21 protein-coding genes are annotated in these 19,209 nt (G+C 66.6%); 5 read left to right on the top strand and 16 right to left on the bottom strand.

Features of this window, described 5'->3' with window-relative positions:
* The 10 genes from EJC49_RS13615 to EJC49_RS13570 form a co-directional block, all read right to left on the bottom strand.
* The coding region (locus EJC49_RS13615) for a copper resistance CopC/CopD family protein (protein WP_126700484.1) at window positions 1-1,281 on the bottom strand (1,281 nt) is incomplete at its 3' end.
* A 55-nt stretch (window positions 1,282-1,336) separates the two neighbouring features.
* A complete protein-coding gene (locus tag EJC49_RS13610) occupies window positions 1,337-1,867 on the bottom strand; it encodes a YcnI family copper-binding membrane protein (protein WP_126700483.1) in 531 nt (176 codons plus the stop codon).
* Window positions 1,868-2,026: 159 nt separating this feature from the next.
* A complete protein-coding gene (locus EJC49_RS13605) occupies window positions 2,027-2,575 on the bottom strand; it encodes a copper chaperone PCu(A)C (RefSeq protein ID WP_126700482.1) in 549 nt (182 codons plus the stop codon).
* An 85-nt stretch (window positions 2,576-2,660) separates the two neighbouring features.
* Window positions 2,661-3,041: a DUF2946 family protein gene (locus tag EJC49_RS13600; RefSeq protein ID WP_126700481.1), complete on the bottom strand. Its 381-nt coding sequence runs from the start codon at window positions 3,039-3,041 to the stop codon at window positions 2,661-2,663.
* Window positions 3,042-3,226: 185 nt separating this feature from the next.
* The gene (locus EJC49_RS13595; RefSeq protein ID WP_126700480.1) at window positions 3,227-4,390 is read right to left on the bottom strand and encodes a Gfo/Idh/MocA family protein; all 1,164 of its coding nucleotides are present in this window, start codon (window positions 4,388-4,390) and stop codon (window positions 3,227-3,229) included.
* Between the two features lie 35 nt (window positions 4,391-4,425).
* Window positions 4,426-5,172 (bottom strand): sugar phosphate isomerase/epimerase family protein, encoded by a 747-nt coding sequence (locus tag EJC49_RS13590; RefSeq protein ID WP_126700479.1) that lies wholly within the window; start codon window positions 5,170-5,172, stop codon window positions 4,426-4,428.
* Between the two features lie 36 nt (window positions 5,173-5,208).
* Window positions 5,209-6,291 carry an ABC transporter ATP-binding protein gene (locus EJC49_RS13585; protein WP_126700478.1) on the bottom strand — a complete coding sequence of 361 codons (1,083 nt, stop codon included), beginning with the start codon at window positions 6,289-6,291 and terminating at the stop codon, window positions 5,209-5,211.
* A gap of 3 nt (window positions 6,292-6,294) precedes the next feature.
* Window positions 6,295-7,212 carry a carbohydrate ABC transporter permease gene (locus EJC49_RS13580; protein WP_245453397.1) on the bottom strand — a complete coding sequence of 306 codons (918 nt, stop codon included), beginning with the start codon at window positions 7,210-7,212 and terminating at the stop codon, window positions 6,295-6,297.
* Window positions 7,213-7,222: 10 nt separating this feature from the next.
* A complete protein-coding gene (locus EJC49_RS13575) occupies window positions 7,223-8,125 on the bottom strand; it encodes a carbohydrate ABC transporter permease (protein ID WP_126700476.1) in 903 nt (300 codons plus the stop codon).
* Window positions 8,126-8,230: 105 nt separating this feature from the next.
* On the bottom strand, window positions 8,231-9,463 hold the full coding sequence (locus EJC49_RS13570; protein WP_126700475.1) for an ABC transporter substrate-binding protein: 1,233 nt from the start codon (window positions 9,461-9,463) through the stop codon (window positions 8,231-8,233).
* A 351-nt stretch (window positions 9,464-9,814) separates the two neighbouring features.
* On the opposite strand from EJC49_RS13570, the gene EJC49_RS13565 reads away from it, so the two are divergent.
* The 3 genes from EJC49_RS13565 to EJC49_RS26205 all read left to right on the top strand — a co-directional run bounded on the left by EJC49_RS13565 (window position 9,815) and on the right by EJC49_RS26205 (window position 12,513).
* Window positions 9,815-10,870 carry a LacI family DNA-binding transcriptional regulator gene (locus EJC49_RS13565; RefSeq protein WP_126700474.1) on the top strand — a complete coding sequence of 352 codons (1,056 nt, stop codon included), beginning with the start codon at window positions 9,815-9,817 and terminating at the stop codon, window positions 10,868-10,870.
* A 162-nt stretch (window positions 10,871-11,032) separates the two neighbouring features.
* A complete protein-coding gene (locus tag EJC49_RS13560) occupies window positions 11,033-11,764 on the top strand; it encodes a helix-turn-helix transcriptional regulator (RefSeq protein ID WP_126700473.1) in 732 nt (243 codons plus the stop codon).
* A gap of 2 nt (window positions 11,765-11,766) precedes the next feature.
* A complete protein-coding gene (locus EJC49_RS26205) occupies window positions 11,767-12,513 on the top strand; it encodes a response regulator transcription factor (protein WP_210211798.1) in 747 nt (248 codons plus the stop codon).
* 12 nt (window positions 12,514-12,525) lie between these two features.
* Here EJC49_RS26205 and EJC49_RS13550 read toward each other — a convergent pair whose 3' ends face one another.
* Genes EJC49_RS13550 through motA form a run of 6 tightly spaced genes read right to left on the bottom strand, consistent with a single transcriptional unit; the run spans window position 12,526 to window position 17,534 of the window.
* On the bottom strand, window positions 12,526-12,966 hold the full coding sequence (locus EJC49_RS13550) for a hypothetical protein (protein ID WP_126700472.1): 441 nt from the start codon (window positions 12,964-12,966) through the stop codon (window positions 12,526-12,528).
* Window positions 12,963-14,054, bottom strand: a complete 1,092-nt coding sequence (flhB, locus tag EJC49_RS13545; RefSeq protein WP_126700471.1) for a flagellar biosynthesis protein FlhB — start codon at window positions 14,052-14,054, stop codon at window positions 12,963-12,965. Before flhB ends, EJC49_RS13550 begins: the two co-directional genes overlap by 4 nt.
* A 48-nt stretch (window positions 14,055-14,102) precedes the next feature.
* On the bottom strand, window positions 14,103-15,149 hold the full coding sequence (locus EJC49_RS13540; protein ID WP_126700470.1) for a flagellar motor switch protein FliG: 1,047 nt from the start codon (window positions 15,147-15,149) through the stop codon (window positions 14,103-14,105).
* A 7-nt stretch (window positions 15,150-15,156) separates the two neighbouring features.
* A complete protein-coding gene (gene fliN, locus EJC49_RS13535; protein ID WP_126700469.1) occupies window positions 15,157-15,675 on the bottom strand; it encodes a flagellar motor switch protein FliN in 519 nt (172 codons plus the stop codon).
* Window positions 15,676-15,714: 39 nt separating this feature from the next.
* Window positions 15,715-16,662: a FliM/FliN family flagellar motor switch protein gene (locus EJC49_RS13530; protein ID WP_126700468.1), complete on the bottom strand. Its 948-nt coding sequence runs from the start codon at window positions 16,660-16,662 to the stop codon at window positions 15,715-15,717.
* A 2-nt stretch (window positions 16,663-16,664) separates the two neighbouring features.
* A complete protein-coding gene (gene motA / locus EJC49_RS13525) occupies window positions 16,665-17,534 on the bottom strand; it encodes a flagellar motor stator protein MotA (RefSeq protein ID WP_126700467.1) in 870 nt (289 codons plus the stop codon).
* 167 nt (window positions 17,535-17,701) lie between these two features.
* On the opposite strand from motA, the gene EJC49_RS13520 reads away from it, so the two are divergent.
* Window positions 17,702-18,478 carry a DUF1217 domain-containing protein gene (locus EJC49_RS13520; RefSeq protein WP_126700466.1) on the top strand — a complete coding sequence of 259 codons (777 nt, stop codon included), beginning with the start codon at window positions 17,702-17,704 and terminating at the stop codon, window positions 18,476-18,478.
* Between the two features lie 10 nt (window positions 18,479-18,488).
* A complete protein-coding gene (gene flgF, locus EJC49_RS13515; protein ID WP_126700465.1) occupies window positions 18,489-19,208 on the top strand; it encodes a flagellar basal-body rod protein FlgF in 720 nt (239 codons plus the stop codon).
* Window position 19,209: the final 1 nt, after the last annotated feature.

The raw sequence follows: 19,209 nt of genomic DNA, 5'->3' as shown, positions 1-19,209 counted from the left end.
GCGCGGCGGCGGGGTGAAGCGCCAGGTGGCCGCCGCGCCGAGAATCAGGACAGCGATCAGCACCTCCGCCACGATGGCGCGGACGAGCGCGCGACGGGGCCCGGCTTCGCCGCGCGCGACGGCCGGCGTCAGTCGCCACCGGTTGAAGGCGGCGAGCGCCAGCAGCAGGGCGACGAGCGCCAGCTTGACCAGAAGGACGGTCCCGTAAGCCGTCGACAGCAGCGCCGCCGGGGTCTCGACCTGAATGACGGCGAGCACGCCGCCCGAGACGAAGAGCATACCGAGCAGCCACGGAATGGCGCGCGAGAAGCGCTGGAGTATGACGGTCGCACCATCGCCGCCGGCCCGCAGCGCCAGACCCAGCGGCATCAGCGCGCCGATCCAGGTGGCCATGGCCGCGGCGTGCAGGGCCACCATCGGCCGCGTCAGCCATTGCGGATCAGCGGAGCCGGCATGGCCGCTCGCGGCGACGGCGGCGCCCGCTCCGAGGACGGCGATCAAGGCAGGCGCACGGCCGCTGCGTCCGGGAACGACGATCGCGATCATCGCCACGGCCGACGCGGCGAGCAGACCGAGCGCCGTGGGGCCAAAGGAGGTGCGCAGGCTGGTCTCCCAGATCCGGGGGTCGGTCAGCTGCGAAATCGGCTCGGCCAGGGCGTCGAGCCCCTGCAGTCCGATGGCCAGCGCGGTACCCATCATGCCGGCCAGGACCAGCACGGCGGCGACGGTCCGGCCGGCTTCGCGTCCGCCGCCGAACCATGTAATGGCGAAGATGCCGCCGATGCCGAAGGCCATGCCGCCATACAGCGTGAGCTTCGACGTCCAGACCAGGCCGCGCACCAGCCAGTCCACCGCCTCGACGGGATCGCCGGGCATGGCGCTCGGCGCACCGACGGAAAAGACCACCGATCCGCCGACCGGATGGCCGTCCTCGGACACGACGCGCCAGGACAGGACATGCGTGCCGTCCGAAAGCATGGCCGGCAGCGCCACGCCGAGCGTGTTGCCGCTGTAGGTCAAGTCTTCGAGATCGGTCGTCGAGCCGTCCGGGCCGAGCAGCCGCAGGACCAGCGGCGACACGATCTCGGAAAAGGTGAGCTGGATCTCGCTCGGGGCCCGTTCCACCACGGCGCCGTCGGCCGGATCGACCCCGGCGAGCGAGGCATGGGCGAATGCGCCGGTCACGCTGACGAGCAACAACGCGACGATGGCGCAGAAGCAGCCGAGAACGCCGATGACGAATGGACGTCCGGCTGCTTGCGGCGCGGGGGACAAATTCATTCAGGTCGCCTCCGGCGGAGAAACGGGCGGGCCAACGGGGCCCGCCCGACAGGGATCAATGCGCCTGCGGCTTGGCGACGAGCTTCACGCCCGGGGCCGGGTTTTCGAGGTCGTGCGGATCCTGGCCTTCCGCCGGGCGCTCGATCCAGCGCTCAGCGGCGCCTTCCGGGCATTCCTGGACGATCGGGAAATACAGCGTCTCGCCGACGGGCAGGCCGCTCGTCAGGTACACGCGCACGATGAACTCGTCATACTCGTCGTCGCCGAGATTGCCGCCGCTCCAGACCACTTCCTTGACGCCCTCGGTGAGCGTACGGCCATAATACTCGTAGGAGCCTTCATAGGCGCCGGCGACCTTCTCCAGCGTCCAGCCGGCCTTCGGCATCGGCTTGGCGGTGATGACGCCCTCGGGAATCTGGACGCGGACGGTGTTGGTCGGCTTTCCGTCGCAGCCGTGCGGCACGCGGAACACCGCCTTGTAGCTCGCGCCGACCGCGGCTTCGCCCTGTTCCAGCGTGGCATGGGCCATGGCCGCTCCCGAAGAGAGGAGGAAAACGGCGCAGGCGGTGAGGAGTGATTTCGACATGGTGAGGTCTTTCCTGTTTGATCGGTTTGGATCGGATGCCGGCATGCGCCGGACAAAGGGGGAGCGTTCGCTCCGGAGATGTCCGGAGCGATGGGAACGGCCGCTGGATCGCGACCGCGTGCTGCTGGCTGTTTGCTGGCTAGCGGGTACGGCCGGGCATCAGCCGCCGTGACCGCCGTGGCCTTCGTGCTTGGGCGCGCCGCCCATCGCTTCGACCGCGAACTCGACGTCCACCTTGCCGGCCTTCTCGAATTCGAGCGTCGCCTCGAAGGTTTCCCCTTCGACGGGACGCGCGGTCAGACCCATGAACATCAGGTGATACGAGCCCGGCTTCAGCTCGACAGAGCCGCCCGCCGGGACCTCGATCCCGCCTTCGACCGGACGCATGGTCATGACGCCCTTGTCGTCGACCGCCATCTCGTGAACCTCGCCCTTCATGGAAATGGGCGAGGAGACACCGATGAGACGATCCGCCTCGGTGCCCGTGTTGTTGAGCACCAGGAACCCGCCGGCCACCTTCGCGCCTTCCGGGGTCTGGCGCGACCAGGGATGGTCGATGACGATGTCGCCGGCCTTGAAGTCGTGGGCGAGCGACGGGGGCGCCGAAGCGAGAAGCGCTGCAAACGACAGCGCCGTCGCGGTGAGGACGCCGGCCAGATGGGTGCGGCGCGCGAAGTCGAGCGCCGAAGCGCGAAGGAAAGTCGACATGATGGTTCTCCGAAAATGGCGATGGGTACCGCGGTTGCGGAACCGTTGATCACGCAAGGCCGCCCCGGCTGCGGGGCGGTGGGGATCAGCCCGCGGTCGGAGGCGCGCGGGGGCTGCCCGGTCGCGAGCGCCTGTCTTGCGCGACGAGACGCGCCGGTTCGGGCGCCACGACGTCGGCGGAAGGCGGATAGGCGACCGGCAGGATCACCGCATCCACGGGCGCGGGAAGCGACGAGACCACATTGCCGCAGCCGAAGGTGCAGCAGTCGTGGAAGCCCGAGGGGCTGCCCGCAGGCGTCTCGTCTCCCGGTTCGCCGCCGAGGCAAAGGACATTGCCGAAGGCATCCAGCTGCGGAGCCGCCGCATGGGCGGCCGTGGCAAGACCGGCGGCGAAAAGCTGGACGAGCAGAACGAGCAGCGCGATCTGCGCCGTCCACCTGCCAGATGCTTTTCGCAAAGCCTTCACGCGTCCGATCCTTAGGGGCCGACAATCCTTCTGCCGGCTGGAAGGTTTCCTAGCAGCTTGTGGCGCGGCCGCCAAGAAGCGTGTGGCGCGCCCGGGCCGATGCCGGGTGCGGCATTTGCAACGTCGGTCACGGGCGCGACCAGCCTGCCGCGCGGCGTTGGCTCCGCGCAGGCTGGCGCCGCCCGTCAGGCGGCGCGGGCGGGCCTTGCCGGACTGGGCGCCAGCAGCGCCTTGGCATCCTTGGGCGAGAGGGCCGCCGGGCGTTCGCAGGTCGTCTTCATCTCGACGAACTTGCCCGTCTCGCCCGACTTCAGGATCGAGGTCATGATCTCGATCGCGTGCAGCGAGGCCTCGAGCGAGCAGCGGTGCGGCCGCTCGTCGCGGATCGCAATCGCCATGTCGGCCAGCCCCGAGGCGCGGTAGTTCGCCAGCGGCCCGCGCGGGCTCTCCTGATTCGGCACCGCGAAAGGATGCTCCCACTTGGCCGGTTTCGTCACCGGCTGGTCGCGGATCGTATGCCGCACCTCGCCGCCGAAGAAGTTGGGGTCCGGGACGAACAGCGTTCCTTCCTCGCCGTAGAGCTCGATCGGCGAATGCCCGTGCGCCCACACGTCCCAGCTGGCATGGAGCGTCACCACCGCGCCGTTCTCGAAGTGCAGCAGCGCGTGCAGCGTGGTCGGCGTCTCGACCGGGATGGTCTGGCCGGCGCGCGGCTGCGAGGTGATGAGCCGCTCCTTCGCCGGGATCGACGACAGGGCCGCCACCCGGCGCACGGGGCCGATCAGCTGGATCAGGTTGGCCACATAGTAGGGCCCGACATCGAGAACCGGGCCGCCGCCGACCTTGAAGAAGAAGTCCGGGTTCGGATGCCAGTGCTCCATCCCGTGGCTCATGACGGTGCAGGTGCCGCTGGTGATGCGGCCGACCGCGCCCGAATCGACGATGTGGCGGGCATATTGATGCGCGCCGCCCAGGAAGGTGTCCGGCGCCGAACCCACGCGCAGGTTCTTCTTCGCCGCGACCTTCTTCAGGTCGAGCCCTTCGGCAACGGACAGCACGAACGGCTTTTCCGAATAGACGTGCTTGCCGGCGTCCAGCGCCCGGCGCGAGATCTCGTAATGCGCCGCCGGGATCGTGAGATTGACCACGATGTCGATGTCGGATGCCGCCAGCAACCCGTCCACGGTTTCCGCGCGCACGCCGAACTCGGTTGCCCGCGCGGTCGCCGCCGCCATGTCGATGTCGGCGCAGGCCCGCATCTCGATGCCGCGGAACAGCGGTGCTAGCCTGAGATAGGCTGCGGAGATGTTGCCGCAGCCGATGACGCCGACGCCTAGTTTCTTCGCCATTGGAAGTCTCCTGGAAAGTCCTTGCCGGGCCTCGGTCAGAAGCCGTTCGCGGCTTCGATCGAGCGACGGGCGAAACGATCGATGTCGTTGGGGTTGTCCTGCTCCATCACGTAGTATCGGGCTTGCGAGGACGCGCGCAGCGCCTTCATCAGGCCGCGCCAGTCGACGGAGCCGTGTCCGACGTCGGACCAGCCGTCCTCGTCGAGCCCCTCGCCCGGCTTCGCGATGTCCTTGACGTGGACGGCGACGATGCGCGCGCCATGGCGTTCGATCCAGGGCAGCGGGTCGACGCCGCCGCGGATCACCCAGGCGACGTCCATCTCCCAGCCGATGTCGGGCGCCGTGTTCAGGATATGCTCCTGCGGCGTGGTGCCGTCGGGCAGCGCCTTGAACTCGAAGTCATGATTGTGCCAGGCAAAGCCGTAGCCGTCGGCCTTGGCGCGCTCTCCGACCTTGGCGAGCCGCTCGCCGAACCCGCGCCAGCCGGCCGCGTCCGCCGGACGCGCGTCCGGCATCAGGTAGGGGCAGATCAGCAGCCGCACGCCCAGCGCGTCGGCGATGCGCCGCACCCCGTCGAAATCATTCTCCAGCGCATCGATGGAGAAATGGCCGCTCGGCATCGCCAGGCCATTGCGGTCCATCTCGGCGCGGAAGCCGGCCGGATCCCCGTAGACCCCGCCATAGCCCTCCACCTGCCGGTAGCCGCATTCGGCCAGCAATGTCAGGATCCGGTCCCAGGGTTGGAAATTGCGGGCGCTGTAGAGTTGGAACGACCAGTCCATGGGGGTTTCTTTCCGCTTTCGTGAAAGTCGATTGTCTCAGAGCCGCGCGTCGGTGGCGGCGTCGAAGAGGGAGGCGCGCGCCGGATCGAAGCCGATCGTGATGCGCTCGCGGAGTTTCAGCGTCCGCTCCGAGGGCGCGCGGAACGTGAAGTTGTGATTGCCGAACGTCGTCCAGACGAGCGTGTCGGATCCCATCGGCTCGACGATCTCCACCACCACCTCCTGCGTTAACGGCATCGCCGCGCCCGCCTCGTCGAGCGCCACATGCTCCGGCCGGACGCCGAGAACGGCCGCCCCTGCGGCATCGGCGGCGCTGAACTCGTAGCGGTCGAGCGGAATGCGCAGGTCGCCGACCAGGAAATGGGGGCCGCCATCGCGTGACACCGTCCCGTCGAGGAAATTCATGCCCGGCGAGCCGATGAAGCCCGCCACGAAGCGATTGACCGGCCGGTTGTAGATCGCCTGCGGGCCGTCGAGCTGCTGGATGACGCCGCCCTTCATCACCGCGATTCGGTCGGCCAGCGTCAGCGCCTCGATCTGGTCGTGGGTGACGTAGATCATGGTGTTGGCGAGCTTCTGGTGCAGCCTCTTGATCTCGACGCGCAGTTCGGAACGCAGCTTGGCGTCGAGGTTGGAAAGCGGCTCGTCGAACAGGAAGACGTCGACGTCGCGCACCAGCGCCCGCCCGATCGCCACGCGCTGCCGCTGGCCGCCCGACAGCGCCGCCGGCTTGCGCTGGAGCAGCGGCTGGATCTGCAGGATCTCGGCCGCCCGCGCCACCCGCTTGGCGATCTCGTCCTTCGGCAGGCCGGCATTCTTGAGGCCGAAGGAGAGGTTCCCCTCCACCGTCATCTGCGGATAGAGCGCGTAGGACTGGAACACCATGCCGATGCCGCGGTCCTTGGGCTCTTCCCAGGTGACGTTCTTGCCCTTGATGAAGATCTGCCCTTCCGAAACGTCGAGCAGCCCGGCGATGCAGTTGAGCAGCGTGGACTTGCCGCAGCCCGATGGCCCGAGGAGCACGATGAACTCGCCCTCCGCCACATCGAGATTGAGAGACTTCAGCACCTCGACGGCGCCGAAATTGAGCGAGACGTCGCGAACGATGACACTGGACATCGCTCAGCCTTTCACCGCGCCCGCGGCGATGCCGCGCACGAACAGCTTGCCCGAAATGAAGTAGACGATGAGCGGCACGAGGCCCGTCAGAAGCGTTGCGGCCATGTTGACGTTGTACTCCTTCACGCCCTGCACTGAGTTGACGATGTTGTTGAGCTGGACGGTCATCGGATAGACGTCCGGCTTGGTGTAGACCACGCCGAAGAGGAAGTCGTTCCAGATGCCGGTGATCTGCAGGATCACCGCGACGACGAAGATCGGCAGGCTCATCGGCAGCATGATCTTGAAATAGATCGCCCAGAAGCCGGCGCCGTCGACGCGGGCGGCCTTGAAGAGCTCTTCCGGCACGGAGGCGAAGTAGTTGCGGAACAGCAGCGTCAGGATCGGCATGCCGAAGACCGTATGCACCAGCACCAGCCCCGTCAGCGAGCCGTAGAGGCCCATTTCGCGCAGGATGATGACGATCGGGTAGATCATCACCTGGTAGGGGATGAAGGCGCCCACGATCAGGATGGTGAAGAAGATGTCGGCGCCCCGGAACCGCCAGTTGGCCAGTGCATAGCCGTTCACCGAGGCGATCAGGATCGAGATGACGACCGACGGAATGGTGATGCGCACCGAGTTCCAGAAGCCGCGCGACAGGCCCTCGCAGTTCAGGCCGGTGCAGGCGGTCGCCCAGGCCTTCACCCAGGGCTCGAAGGTGATCTCCATCGGCGGCGAGAAGATGTTGCCCATGCGGATCTCGGGCATGCCCTTCAGCGACGTGACGATCATCACGTAGAGCGGCAGCAGATAGTAGAGCGCGACCACCGTCAGCGTGCCGTAGATGATGATGTTCCGGCGCGACAGCGCCCGGCGCGGACGCGGTCCCCAGGCTTCGGATGCGGACGTCCGCGCGGCGCCCAAGCCGGCGGCGGAGATGGTTGCCTGATCAGCCACGGTGACGCCTCCTGCCGAATTCGAGATAGGCCCATGGGACGATGACGATCAGCACGGTGACCAGCATCATGGTGGAGGCCGCGAAGCCCTGGCCGAGGTTCTGCGACAGGAACATGGCGTCGTAGACGTATTTGGCCGGCACTTCGGAGGCGATGCCCGGCCCGCCACTGGTCTGCGCCACTACGAGGTCGTAGACCCGCACGATGCCCGACGCGATGATCACCAGCGTCGTGACGAAGACGGGCCGCATCATCGGGATGACGATGAAGAGATAGGTCTTCCACATCGGAATGCCGTCGACGCGCGTCGCCTTCCAGATGTCCTCGTCGATGCCGCGCAGGCCCGCCAGCATCAGGCACATGACCAGCCCGGTGCCCTGCCACAGCCCCGCGATCAGGATGCCGTAGATGACGATGTCCTGGTTATAGAGCGGATCGAAGTTGAAGCTCGTCCACCCCAGTCCGCGCACGACCGCCTGGATCCCGAAATCGGGATTGAGGATCCACTGCCAGACGAGGCCGGTGACGATGAAGGACAGCGCGAAGGGATAGAGGAAGATGGTGCGGAACGTGTCCTCGAAGCGGATCTTCTGGTCGAGCAGCGCCGCCAGCACGAAGCCGATGACGAGCGAGAAGATCAGCGTCAGCACGCCATAAATGAAGAGATTCTCGATCGAGATCAGCCACTTGTTGGAGTTCCACAACCGTTCGTACTGGTCGAGGCCAACGAAGTTCAGGCGCGGCAGAAGCTTCGAATTGGTGAAGGAGTGAACGACCGTCCAGATGGTGCCCCCGACGAAGACGACGGATGCCGTCAGCACCATCGGAATCGAGGCGACCTTGGAATTGAGGTTTCGGAAGACCTGGCTCGGCCGTCCGTTCCGGGTATTTGCCATGAAGAAGCCTCCCGCGTGCCAGGGTCCGTCGAACGATCGACGAGGGCGCAGCCGCCGGTCCAGCCCGATGGGACCGGACCGGCGTTTTTTCTGCGGCGAAACTCGTCAGTCGGCGGCGGCGACGATGCTCGCGAAGGTCTTCTGCGCATCGGCCGCGGACATGGCCGGCGTGTTGAAGAACTGGACGAACAGGTCGTTCACCTGCGTCAGCGAGTCGGCCGACATCAGCTGGTCGGGCGACTGGATGACGTTGCCCTTGGCCAGGATGTCGAGACCCTTCTTCATGCAGTCGTTGGCCGCGGCGAGATCGACGTCGCCACGCACCGGCAGCGAGCCCTTCTTGAGATTGAACGCGACCTGCGTTTCGGGCGCCAGCATCGTGGACGCGAGCGTGGCCTGGGCCGCCGACTTTTCGGCATCCTTCAGCACGGGGAAGTAGAAGGCATCGCCGCCGGTCTGGATGACCTCGTTGACGCCCAGTCCGGGCAGGCAGGTGTAGTCCTCGCCCGCGACCTGGCCGGCCACGGCGAATTCGCCCTGCGCCCAATCGCCCATGATCTGGCCGGCCGCCTGGCCGGAGATGACGAGGTTGGTCGCCTGGTTCCAGTCCTGCACGTTCGACTTGGCGGCCATGGAGCGCGCCTTGTCGGCCGCCTCGAACACCTTCGCCATTTCCGGTCCGGCGGCCAGGTCGGCATCCTTGTCGCCATAGACCTTGTTGTAGACGTCCGATCCGGCGAGCGCGACGACGAGCACCTGGAAGGCGAGCGAAGTCTGCCAGGGCTGCTGGCCCATGGCGAGCGGGATGATGCCCGCCTGCTCGAGAGCCGGCGCGGCCGCGACGTACTCGTCCCAGTTGGTCGGCACCGGCACCCCGATCTTCTCGAACGCGGCATTGGAAAGCCACAGCCACTGCTGCGAGTGGATGTTGACCGGCACGCAGTAGATCTTGCCGTCGAGCGTGCACGAATCGAGCAGGCTCGACGGACGGACGATGTCCTTCCAGCCTTCCTTTTCGGCAATGTCGGTGAGGTCGCGCATGAGGCCCGACTGCACCAGCTCCTCGGCCTGGCGGCCGTGGTTGAACTGGGTGGCGGCCATCGGGTCGCCACCGGTGATGCGGCTGATCATGATCGGGCGGGCCGTGCCGCCCGATCCGGCGATGGCGCCGTCGATCCATTTGTTGCCGGTGGCGTCGAACGCCTTGGCGAGCTCGGCGACCGCGGCCGCCTCGCCGCCGGAGGTCCACCAATGTGTGACCTCGAGGTCTGTGGCGGCAGCCGGGGCCGCGAAAGCGACCGTAGCCGCGAGCGCGGCCGTCGTGAGATGATAACGCACTGGTGTTCCTCCCTGGAATTCTGAAACGTTACAGGTCGGACCATACGGGAAGCCAAAAAGGGAGGCAATCCGGAAAACGACCGCGGCGCGCTTTTTTTCGAGCGCCGAACTAATGCATTCGCGCACGGACTACGCTGCAATGCAGCATTTCCTTAGCTGCCGCACATCCCCGGAAGCCGTGTCCGGCGGTTCGCCGCTCCACGGGCCTGCTGCACCAACCTTCCGCGCATTCTTTCCCCTCGCCCGGCTCGTGAAATTTCTGTAACGTTACAGCCTCTGCATGGCAGGTGGCTTCTCCTGGTCCCCTCCAGCCATGTTGCCAGCCGCAATGGGGGCTGATAGGCGAAGCCGATGGACAGTCCAGATACCAGCTCCGAGTCCGCACCGGCCGAAGGCGCCCGTCCGACGCTGAAGACGATTGCCTTCATGACCGGCCTCGGCGTCACGACCGTCTCGCGCGCGCTGAAGGATGCGCCGGAAATCGGCGAGGAAACGAAACGCCGTGTCAGGCTCGTCGCCAAGCAGATCGGCTACCGGCCGAACCGGGCCGGCGTGCGGCTGCGCACCGGCAAGACCAACGTCATCAGCCTCGTTCTCGACACCGGGGAAGATCTCACCGGCTTCGTGTCCGACATGATCTACGGCATTTCCGAGACGATCGCCGACACGCCCTACCACCTGATCGTGACGCCCTACTCGCGACGCAACGACCCGATGGACCCGGTGCGATACGTCGTCGAGACCGGCTCGGCCGACGGCATCATCCTGTCGCGCACCGAGCCAAACGATCCGCGCGTGGCCTACCTGCTCGAGCATCATTTTCCTTTCGCCACCCACGGCCGCACGGCGACCGGAGAGGCCCATCCCTTCCACGATTTCGACAACCGCGCTTTCGCGGCGGCGGCGGTCCACAAGCTCGTCGAACTCGGCCGCCGCCGGCTTGCCCTCCTGCCGCCGCCGCCGGACCTCACCTACCACCAGCACATGCTCGAAGGCTTTTCGGACGCCGTGCAGGAACTCGACGCCACGGAAGTGGCCTGGAACGGCATTTCCATCGATGATCCGATCGACGTCATCCGCTCGAAGACGGCACGGCTGATGCGCCGCGCCGACAGGCCCGACGGGCTTGTGGTGGCCAGCGGCGGCGCCACCTTCGCGCTCGTCGCCGGCATCGAGGAAGCAGGCCTCAAGCTCGGCCGGGAAGTCGACGTCGTGTCGAAGCAGTCGTCGCGACTGCTGCGCTGGTATCGGCCGGAACTGTGGATATCGCAGGAGGATTTCAGGCTGGCCGGGCGCGAGGTCGCCAAGGCGGTGCTCGGCCGCATCGAGGGCAGGCCGGTCGCCGCCCTGCAGAGCCTCGCCACCCCTGGCGACGTCGTTTCCTGCCGCATGCCGACGTCGGAGTGACGAAAAGCGCCCTCGTGCCGCCAATGTGTAGGCATAGAGACTGCTTGACCCCTCACCATTGGCATGGAATTCGTTGGACATGTCCGATGATTCGATGCGTATCGCGGTCAGGTGTTGCACCCCGGCGCGCGCGAAAGCGCTTGATCTGCGTCCGGACCCGGCTTGCGGATCGATGGCTCGACCTTGATGCTGGCGCGTCCAAAACTCTCGCGCGGAACGCTCGCCGCCATCGCCGCGGTCGAAAGCAGCGCCCAGTTCCGCCACTGCCTGGGCCTGATTGCCGCCGAAACCGGCGCTTCGCATCACCTTCTCCTGCTCGAGCGCCACGTGCGAGGCGAAAGCGCACCCCATGTCGTGGCCAGCAACTGGGTCTACGACACCGTGCAGGAGATCGGCGCGGACGAATTGCAGCGCCACGCCCAGGCGATGGCATCGGCCGAGGCCTCCATCCAGCCCGGTGGCGCCGCCCCGCGCGGCAACGCCACCGCGAACGCCGAAGGGGCGGCGCGGTCGTGGCTGCACAGGCTTGGACACGCCGAGGTCCACGTGCTGCCGGTTCGCGATGCCTGGCGCCGTTGCCATCTCTTCCTGTCCAGCCCACTGGCCGGCTCGATCGACCAGGCCGCGCTTCCTTTGGCCCGGCTCGCCTGCTGCTATCTTCTGTCTCGGGCGCCGAAAGGGCTCTTCGACGACATCTCCGCCGACACGCTGTCCGAGCGCGAACGCGAATGCCTGCACTGGGTCGCGGAGGGCAAGACCGCCGGTGAAGTCGCCATGATCCTCGGCGTCACCGCCAACACCGTCAACAGCTATCTCAACCATGCCATCCGCAAGGTCGGGGCCAGCAACCGCGCCATGGCGATCGCGTCCGCCATCCGCGCCGGGATGATCTGACGATGCCCGCCTGGACGACGGAGGGCACCTGGATCGAACTGGCGGGCCGCGGCCTCGTCGTCACCTCGGCGAATGTCGGGCTGCTCCTCGACGTCGTCCGCCAGGTCCGCCGCATGTCGGTGGATGTCGGCGCCAGCTACTACGGCGTCTTCCTGCTGTCGCGAACGACGCCGAAGCCGGCGTTGGCGCTTTGCTTCGACCGCAAGTTCCCGCGCAATTCGGAACTCTCGCGCACGCTGTGCGGCGATCGCGGCGTGACCTGGCTGACCGCGGCCGGGCGATCCATGACGCCGCTGTGGTGGCGCGGCGAAGCCGAGCGCGACCGCTGCCCGGCCTTCCCGCTGCTCGCCTTGGGTCGGGAGACGCCGCCGCTGACGCCCGACCTTCCAGGGCTGGCCTTGCCGGCCTTCGCCGAGGACGGCGCTCAGGGCTTCGTGGTGCTGGCAGGCGCCGAGATCGGCGCCGATGACGCCCTTGTCTGCGACCTTCATGTCCGCGCGATGGCACTCTTCGGCACGGTGGCGCGCATGCTTCTCTCGCAGACCGGCGAAGTCCCGACGATGTCGACGCGCGAACTTCAGTGCCTGCGGCTGACCGCCCAGGGCAAGACCAGCGACGAGATCGCCGCCGCGCTCGGCCTGTCCATCCACACCGCCAACCAGTACCTGACCGCCACCACGCAAAAGCTCAACGCGGTCAACCGCATGCATGCGGTGGCCAAGGCCCTGCGGCTCGGACTGATCGACTGAAGCCCCTCGGAATCAGCCGCGCATGGCCACCGGCGCGCTGCGCTGCAGGCGGCTCGCTTCCAGGGCGTGGGCCAGGAAGCGGGTGTTCTCGGCCGGATCGGGCGACGGATCGTCGAACGAGACGTAGTTGACTTCGATGCTGGCCTTCAGCGCCGACATCTTCAGCGCGAAGTAGATCGTCGCCCCCCGCGGTTTCAGCTGCAGGTCCAGCGTGATCGTCGGCTCGCCGGTCCAGCCCACGTTGATGTCGCCGCCATGGCCGAAGCCCAGCGTCCCCGGCATGAGATAGAGCTCGGCGGCCGATTCCACGAGGTCGGCCAGGTTGCCGTGCTGCTCCAGCCGGATGAACGCGATGTAGTCGGCAACGTCCACCAGCCTGAGTTCCGAGACGACCTCGCGCAGGACGCTGGCTACGATGATCTCGCGTGCGGAAGAATGCGGCTGCCGATTCATGAAACTGAGGTGCCTGCCTTCGGGGCTTTGCGGTTGCCCTGGATGATGCGGATGAGTTCTGCGACCGCCTGGTAGAACTGCGGCGGGATCATGCTATCGACCGAAACTTGTTTGAACATGGATCGGGCCAGCGTCACGTCCTCGAAAATCGGAATTCCGTGTTCTTCCGCGACCTCGCGGATCTTCAGCGCGATGAGATCCTGGCCCTTGGCGACGACGATCGGCGCGGCGGTCTCCTCGCGCACATAGCGCAGTGCGATGGAATAGTGGGTGGGGTTGGCGATGATGAGCGTCGCGCGCGGCACCGCCGCGATCATGCGCTGGCGGGCGCGGTCGCGCGCCAGGGATCGCATGCGCGCCTTGAGGATCGGGTCGCCCTCCGCCTGCTTGTGTTCGTCCTTGACCTCCTGCTTGGTCATGCGAAGCTCTTCCATCCAGTGGTAGCGGGTCCACAGGAGGTCGACGCCCGCGATCAGCGCCATGGCGATCACCACGCCAAGGACGAGGTCCACCACGATGTCGCGGATCTGCATGCTGAAAGCGGAGGGAAGCATCAGCATCCCCTCCAGCAGGCGAAGATGGACGTCGCTCAGCGCGAAGGAGAGGAACACGCCGGCGAAGAGCACCTTGCCCACCGATTTCAGGAATTCGACGAAGCCCTTGATGCCGAAGAGGCGCTTCCAGCCGGCCATCGGCGAGATGCGGTTCGCCTTGGGAATGATGCGGTCGCCGACCAGACGCGGCATGTTCTGCATCACGGAGGCGCCGACGCCTGCCGCCACCAGCAACGCCATCACGACCACGATCGCGCGGCCGATCTCCAGAAAGACGATCTGGTAGAGCGAGATCGCATCCGCGGAGGTGGCCAGGCTCCATTCGTGCGGGCGCTCCAGGAACATCGCGAGAAAGATGCCCAGGCGCACGATCGAATCATAGGCGAAGAACAGCGCGAAGACGAGCATCGCGACCAGCGTGGCCAGGATCGGCGCTTCCTTGGAGAACGGCAGATTGCCTTTCTCCACGGCATCGCGAACCTTCTTTTCGCTGGCCTGTTCTGTCTTGCTTTCCTTGTCGGGCTCATCGGCCACGGCGCAGCCCTCGGCTCATGCTGGTTGGAAGGCTGACGCCGTCGCGGCTCAGGCCGCTTCCTTGGCTGCTGGCATGGTGATGCGACCGTCCTTGCCCATCTGGATCGCGGTCGTTGCGATCTCGCGCCGCGCGCGGATGACGGCGGCCTGCTGGATGTTGCCCGGATCGGCCGCGAGCTCCGCCTCGATCATCCGCCGCGCCCGCGCGCCGACGGCCGTCAGCACGGCTTCGACGATCGCCTTGTCGGCGCCGCGCAAGGCCAGCGTGACGACTTCCGTCGACAGGCCGTCGAACAGGGAGAGTCGCGAGCGCTGATCCAGCATCGGCAGGTCCTCGAACGAGAACAGCTGCGCCTTGATCGCCTTCACGTCCGAGAACCCGGCACTCTCCATGTCCGCGAGAATTTCGTCGAGCTGCGACTTGTCGAGTTCGTTGAGCACGTTGGCGACCCGGGCATGGCCGATGGTGGCCGACTTCGCGCCGGTGTCGCCAAGCAGGCGGGTGCGAAGCTGGTTCTCCACGATTCGCAGCGCCGCCGGCTTCACGTTTCCGATCGTGACCATGCGCTTGGCCACGTCGCCGCGCAGCGCTTTCGGCAGCGTCAGCAGCACGTTGGCGGCAGCGGCAGGCGCGAGGTTGGTCAGCACCAGCGCCGCCGTCTGCGGATGCTCGCCCGCCAGGAAGGTGCCAACCCGGGCCGGCTCCAGCGCCTCGATCGCCGGCCAGACCGGAGGCGGCGCTTCCACCTCGCCGCTGGCGACGCCGTGGTTCATGATGGCGTTGACTTCCTCGGGCGAAAGCGACTCGCTCAGGATCTTGTCCATGGTCGCGGCCGAATCCATCAGGCCAGCGCCCTCGGCGAACTCGTCCTCGAACTCGGCGATGATCTTCTCCAGTTCGCCCTGCGGAATCGTCTTCAGCATCCGCGCCGCCTCGATCAGCGCCTTCAACTCGTCCTGCTTGAAGAACTTGAGCAGCCTGCCCGCCGCCGGCTTGCCCATGGCCACCAGGATGGCGGCCGCCTTCTGCGGAGCCGTCAGCGACGACGCCGTGAAGGAAGAGGGCTCGTCAATGGATCCGATTCCGAAGTCCATCGTTCGGTCAGCCAATCTTTCCAGCGGAGATGATCTCGGTGAGACGGATGCCGAAGCGGGTCGGGTCGCTGTCGAGCACGGTGATCTCGCCCCGCGCGACCTTGCGACCGTTCACCACCACGTCGACCGGTTCGCCGATGCGGCGGTCGAGCGCGACCGTTGCGCCCTTTCGCAGCGCCATCAGTTCGGAGACCTGCATCTCGGCGCTGCCGAGCACGATCTGCACGTCGACCGGAATGGTCATGATGATGCCGGAGTTCTGGGCGCCCGGGCCGGCATCTTCGCCGAAATCGGGTATCGCCGAACCACCGAAGGACGGCGTCTCCGGCGAACCGAACGGCGGCATGCCCGAGGCGTCGAAGGCGGGCGCGCCGAAGGACGAGACGTCATCGCCGAAGGACGGCATGTCGGCGCCGAACGAGGCCGCGCCCAGCGGGCTCGCATCCTCCTTCAGCACGCCGCGCAACTCGTTGATCGCGCGGTCCAGTTCTTCTTCGCCCGACGTCTGGGCTGTGGCCTTGCTCATACCGTCACTCCATGCCGCTCGGCCGACCCGTCATCGGCGTCACGGGGAAACGAGCCCGTCGATGATGTCCTGGCTCTCGGCCACCGGCGTTTTGATTCGCACCGTGTAGTTTTCGTCAAGTCGCCCGAACTCGCAAACGAAGAGCTGCTTGTTGCGCGCCGAAAGGCGGGTCTCGGTCGGCGCGGTGCGCGAGAGCTCGATCACCTGGCCGCGCCGGAACGCGGCGACCTGGCCGAGCGTCATCCGCCCCACCGACAGGGTCGCCTGCAGCGTCACCCGGGCACGCATGACCTCCTCGTTGAACTTGGCCGCCCATTCCGCCGACTGCGCCTCGGCCTGCGCGGGGTCCGACGCATCCTCCCCGCCGCGCTGCAGGACGATCCGTTGCGGCATGAACACCGAGATGCGGCCACGCTCCGCCTCGGCGCCGACGGCGAAGTCGATCCGAAGCCCCGGGCCGTCGCGCACGGCGAACTCCTTCAGGCCATCGCCGGATGCCACCGCCGGCAGCGGCAGCTTGATGCGCTGCGCCGGACCGTTGAAGCCATTGTAGGCGACTGCGAGCAGGCGGCAGACGAGGTTGGCCACCTCCACCTCCACCGGAGACAGGTCGCGCTCGATCCCGCCGGCGGCCACTTCGGCCTCGGCGCCGAACAGCGCGTTGACCAAAACGGCGATCGCCTTGGCCTCCAGCCGGATCGAGAACGCGTCGGGCGACGTCTGCGAGGCGCCGACCGTCAGCGCGTCGTGCTGGCCGGCGCCCACCAGCAGCTCGGTCGTGCGCTCGACGGCCACGTCCTCGATCTCCACGGGCACCGCTTCGCTGGCGGCATCTTCCAGGCTGGCGCGCAGCGGCTTCAGGATCCGCTCGGCGATCGTTCGTCCGGCCTTCACGACCACCTCCGGTTCGCCGGTCGCGCCGATGAGCCTCTCGATGATCGAAGAGGCCCCCGACGACGGCGACGGATTGATCGCGGCCTCCTGCATCGTCAGGCCGCCTTGTCCATGTGGGTGTTGAGCGTCTGCTGCTCCACGGCGTCGATGGACGGCCGGTCATGCGCCGAGATCGTCTTGCGTCCGAATTCGAGCGCCACCTGCGGCAGCGCGCCGTTCATGTAGGCGAGCAGCGTCTGCTTGACGATCACGAACAGCCTGTTCTTCTTCTCGCGCACGCCCTTCACCTTGGTGGCGACCGGCCCGACGACGCCGTAGGAGGCGAAGATGCCGACGAAAGTACCCACGAGCGCCGCGCCGATCAGGCCGCCCAGCACCTCGGGCGATTCGTTGAGCGCACCCATGGCCTTGATGACGCCGAGCACCGCCGCGACGATGCCGATGGCCGGCAGCGCGTCGCCGATCGCGGTCAGCGAATGGTATGGCTTCAGCTTGTCGTGCCGGATGGTCTGGATCTCTTCGTCCATCAGCGCCTCGATCTCGAACGAGCGGGCGTTGCCGATGATGATGAGGCGGCAGTAGTCGCAGATGAAATTGGTGAGGTCCTTGTTCTTCAGGACGATGGGATAGGCCTGGAACACCGCCGATTCCTCGGGATTGTCGATGTGGCCTTCCACTTCGCTGCGCGACTTGGTCTTCAGCTCCCGCATCAGGCTGTGCAGCACGCCGAGCGTCTGGAGATAGTCCTGCTCCTGCGGAACGGCGTTCTTGAACGATTCCAGCAGCGCCTTGCCGGTGTCCTTCACCGTTTTCATCGGATTCGCGATCAGGAACACGCCGATGGCCGCACCCAGGATGATGACGAACTCCCAAGGTTGCCAGAGCACGCCGATCTTGCCGCCCATGGCCATGTATCCGCCCAGCACGCAGCCGAACGTCACGACCAGTCCGATGAGAATCCCCAACTCAGCCCCTCCATGCGGCACGCCTTGCCTGCACGGGATAGACGCCCTGCCTTGTGTGAAGCTTGTTGGCGTCCTGCCCGCGACGAGGCCGGCCCCGGCGCGCGAAAGGTTCGGGCAAGGAATCACACGTATCGTGCAATCCGACGACCTCCCTTCGGAGACCGGAATTGGTCAGCACCTACGTCAGCTACGCCTCGATCACACGCGACCTGAACCTCTCGCTCAAGCGCGTGGAACAGCAGCCTTTCGTCAAGCGCGAGACCGAATACTACCTCGAGAACATCGGCAAGGTGAAGACGATCGACGAGTTCGTCGGCGATCGTCGGCTGTTCGCCTATGCGATGAAGGCCCACGGCCTCGAGGACATGACCTACGCCAAGGCATTCATGGTCAAGGCGCTCGAAGGCGGCGTCGACGCGGACGACAGTTTCGCCAATTCGTTGAGCGACAAGCGCTACAAGGACTTCGTCGAGAGCTTCAATTTCGCCCGTCACGGCGAGACGGCCACCGTCTTCACCCGCGCCCAGCAGGGCACGGTCGACAAGTACATGCGCCAGACCATGGAAGAGGATGCGGGATCGTCGAACGAGGCGGTGCGCCTGGCGCTCTACTTCGAGCGCAAGGCGCCGAGCATCACCAACATGTACGAGATCCTCGCCGACACCGCGCTGGCAAAGGTCGTGCGCACCACGCTCGGCCTGCCCGATTCCTTCGCCATGCTGGACATCGACAAGCAGGTGGACATCCTGAAGACCCGCATCGACATCGAGGATCTCAAGGACCCCGAGGCGCTGTCGAAGCTGATCACCCGTTTCACCAGCATGTGGGACGTCGAGAACCAGACCAACACCGGCGTCGCCAACGTCAGCATCCTGTTCAGCAAGCCCGCTTCGTTCGGAATCTCGACGGACCTGCTCCTGGCCATGCAGCAGCTGAAAGCCTGAGGAGCGGATCGTGCAGTCAGGTCTCTACGTCGCCATCTCCGCCCAGGTCGCGCTTCAGAAGCGTCTCGACACGATCGCCGACAATGTCGCCAACGCCAACACCGTCGGCTTCCGCTCGACCGAGGTGAAGTTCGAGGACGTCGTCTCGGCGCTGGGCGACCGAAAGGTCGCCTTCGTCTCGCCGGGCAGCACCTACCTGTCGAGCAAGGCCGGCGGGTTCACGCAGACCGGCAACCCGCTCGACTTCGCCGTGCGCGGCGAGGCCTGGTTCGGCATCGAAACCCCCGTCGGGACCGTGATGACCCGCGACGGCCGCTTCACCATGCGCGAGACCGGAGACCTCGTCACGCTGGAGGGCTATGCCGTGCTCGACGCTGGCGGCGCGGCCATCCAGCTCAATCCGCAGGAGGGCCCGCCCGAGGCCTCCGCCGACGGGATGCTGCGCCAGAACGGCCAGCCGATCGCCGCCATCGGCCTGTTCGCCTTCACGCCCGGCGAGAACTTCACGCGCTTCGGCAATTCCGGCCTGATCCCGACCACGCCGCCCGAGCCGGTCGTCGACCAGATCGATGTCGGCGTCGTGCAGGGCTTCGTCGAGCAGTCCAACGTCAATCCCGTCCTGGAAATGACGCAGCTCATCATGGTGCAGAGGTCCTTCGAGAACGCCACGGCCCTGATCAAGGCCAGCGACAGGACGATGGGCGAAGCCGTCAAGGCCCTCGGCAGCTGAG

The organism is Aquibium carbonis (assembly GCF_003970795.1).
Classification (GTDB): domain Bacteria; phylum Pseudomonadota; class Alphaproteobacteria; order Rhizobiales; family Rhizobiaceae; genus Aquibium; species Aquibium carbonis.
This window is presented reverse-complemented; position numbering and strand designations above follow the sequence as displayed.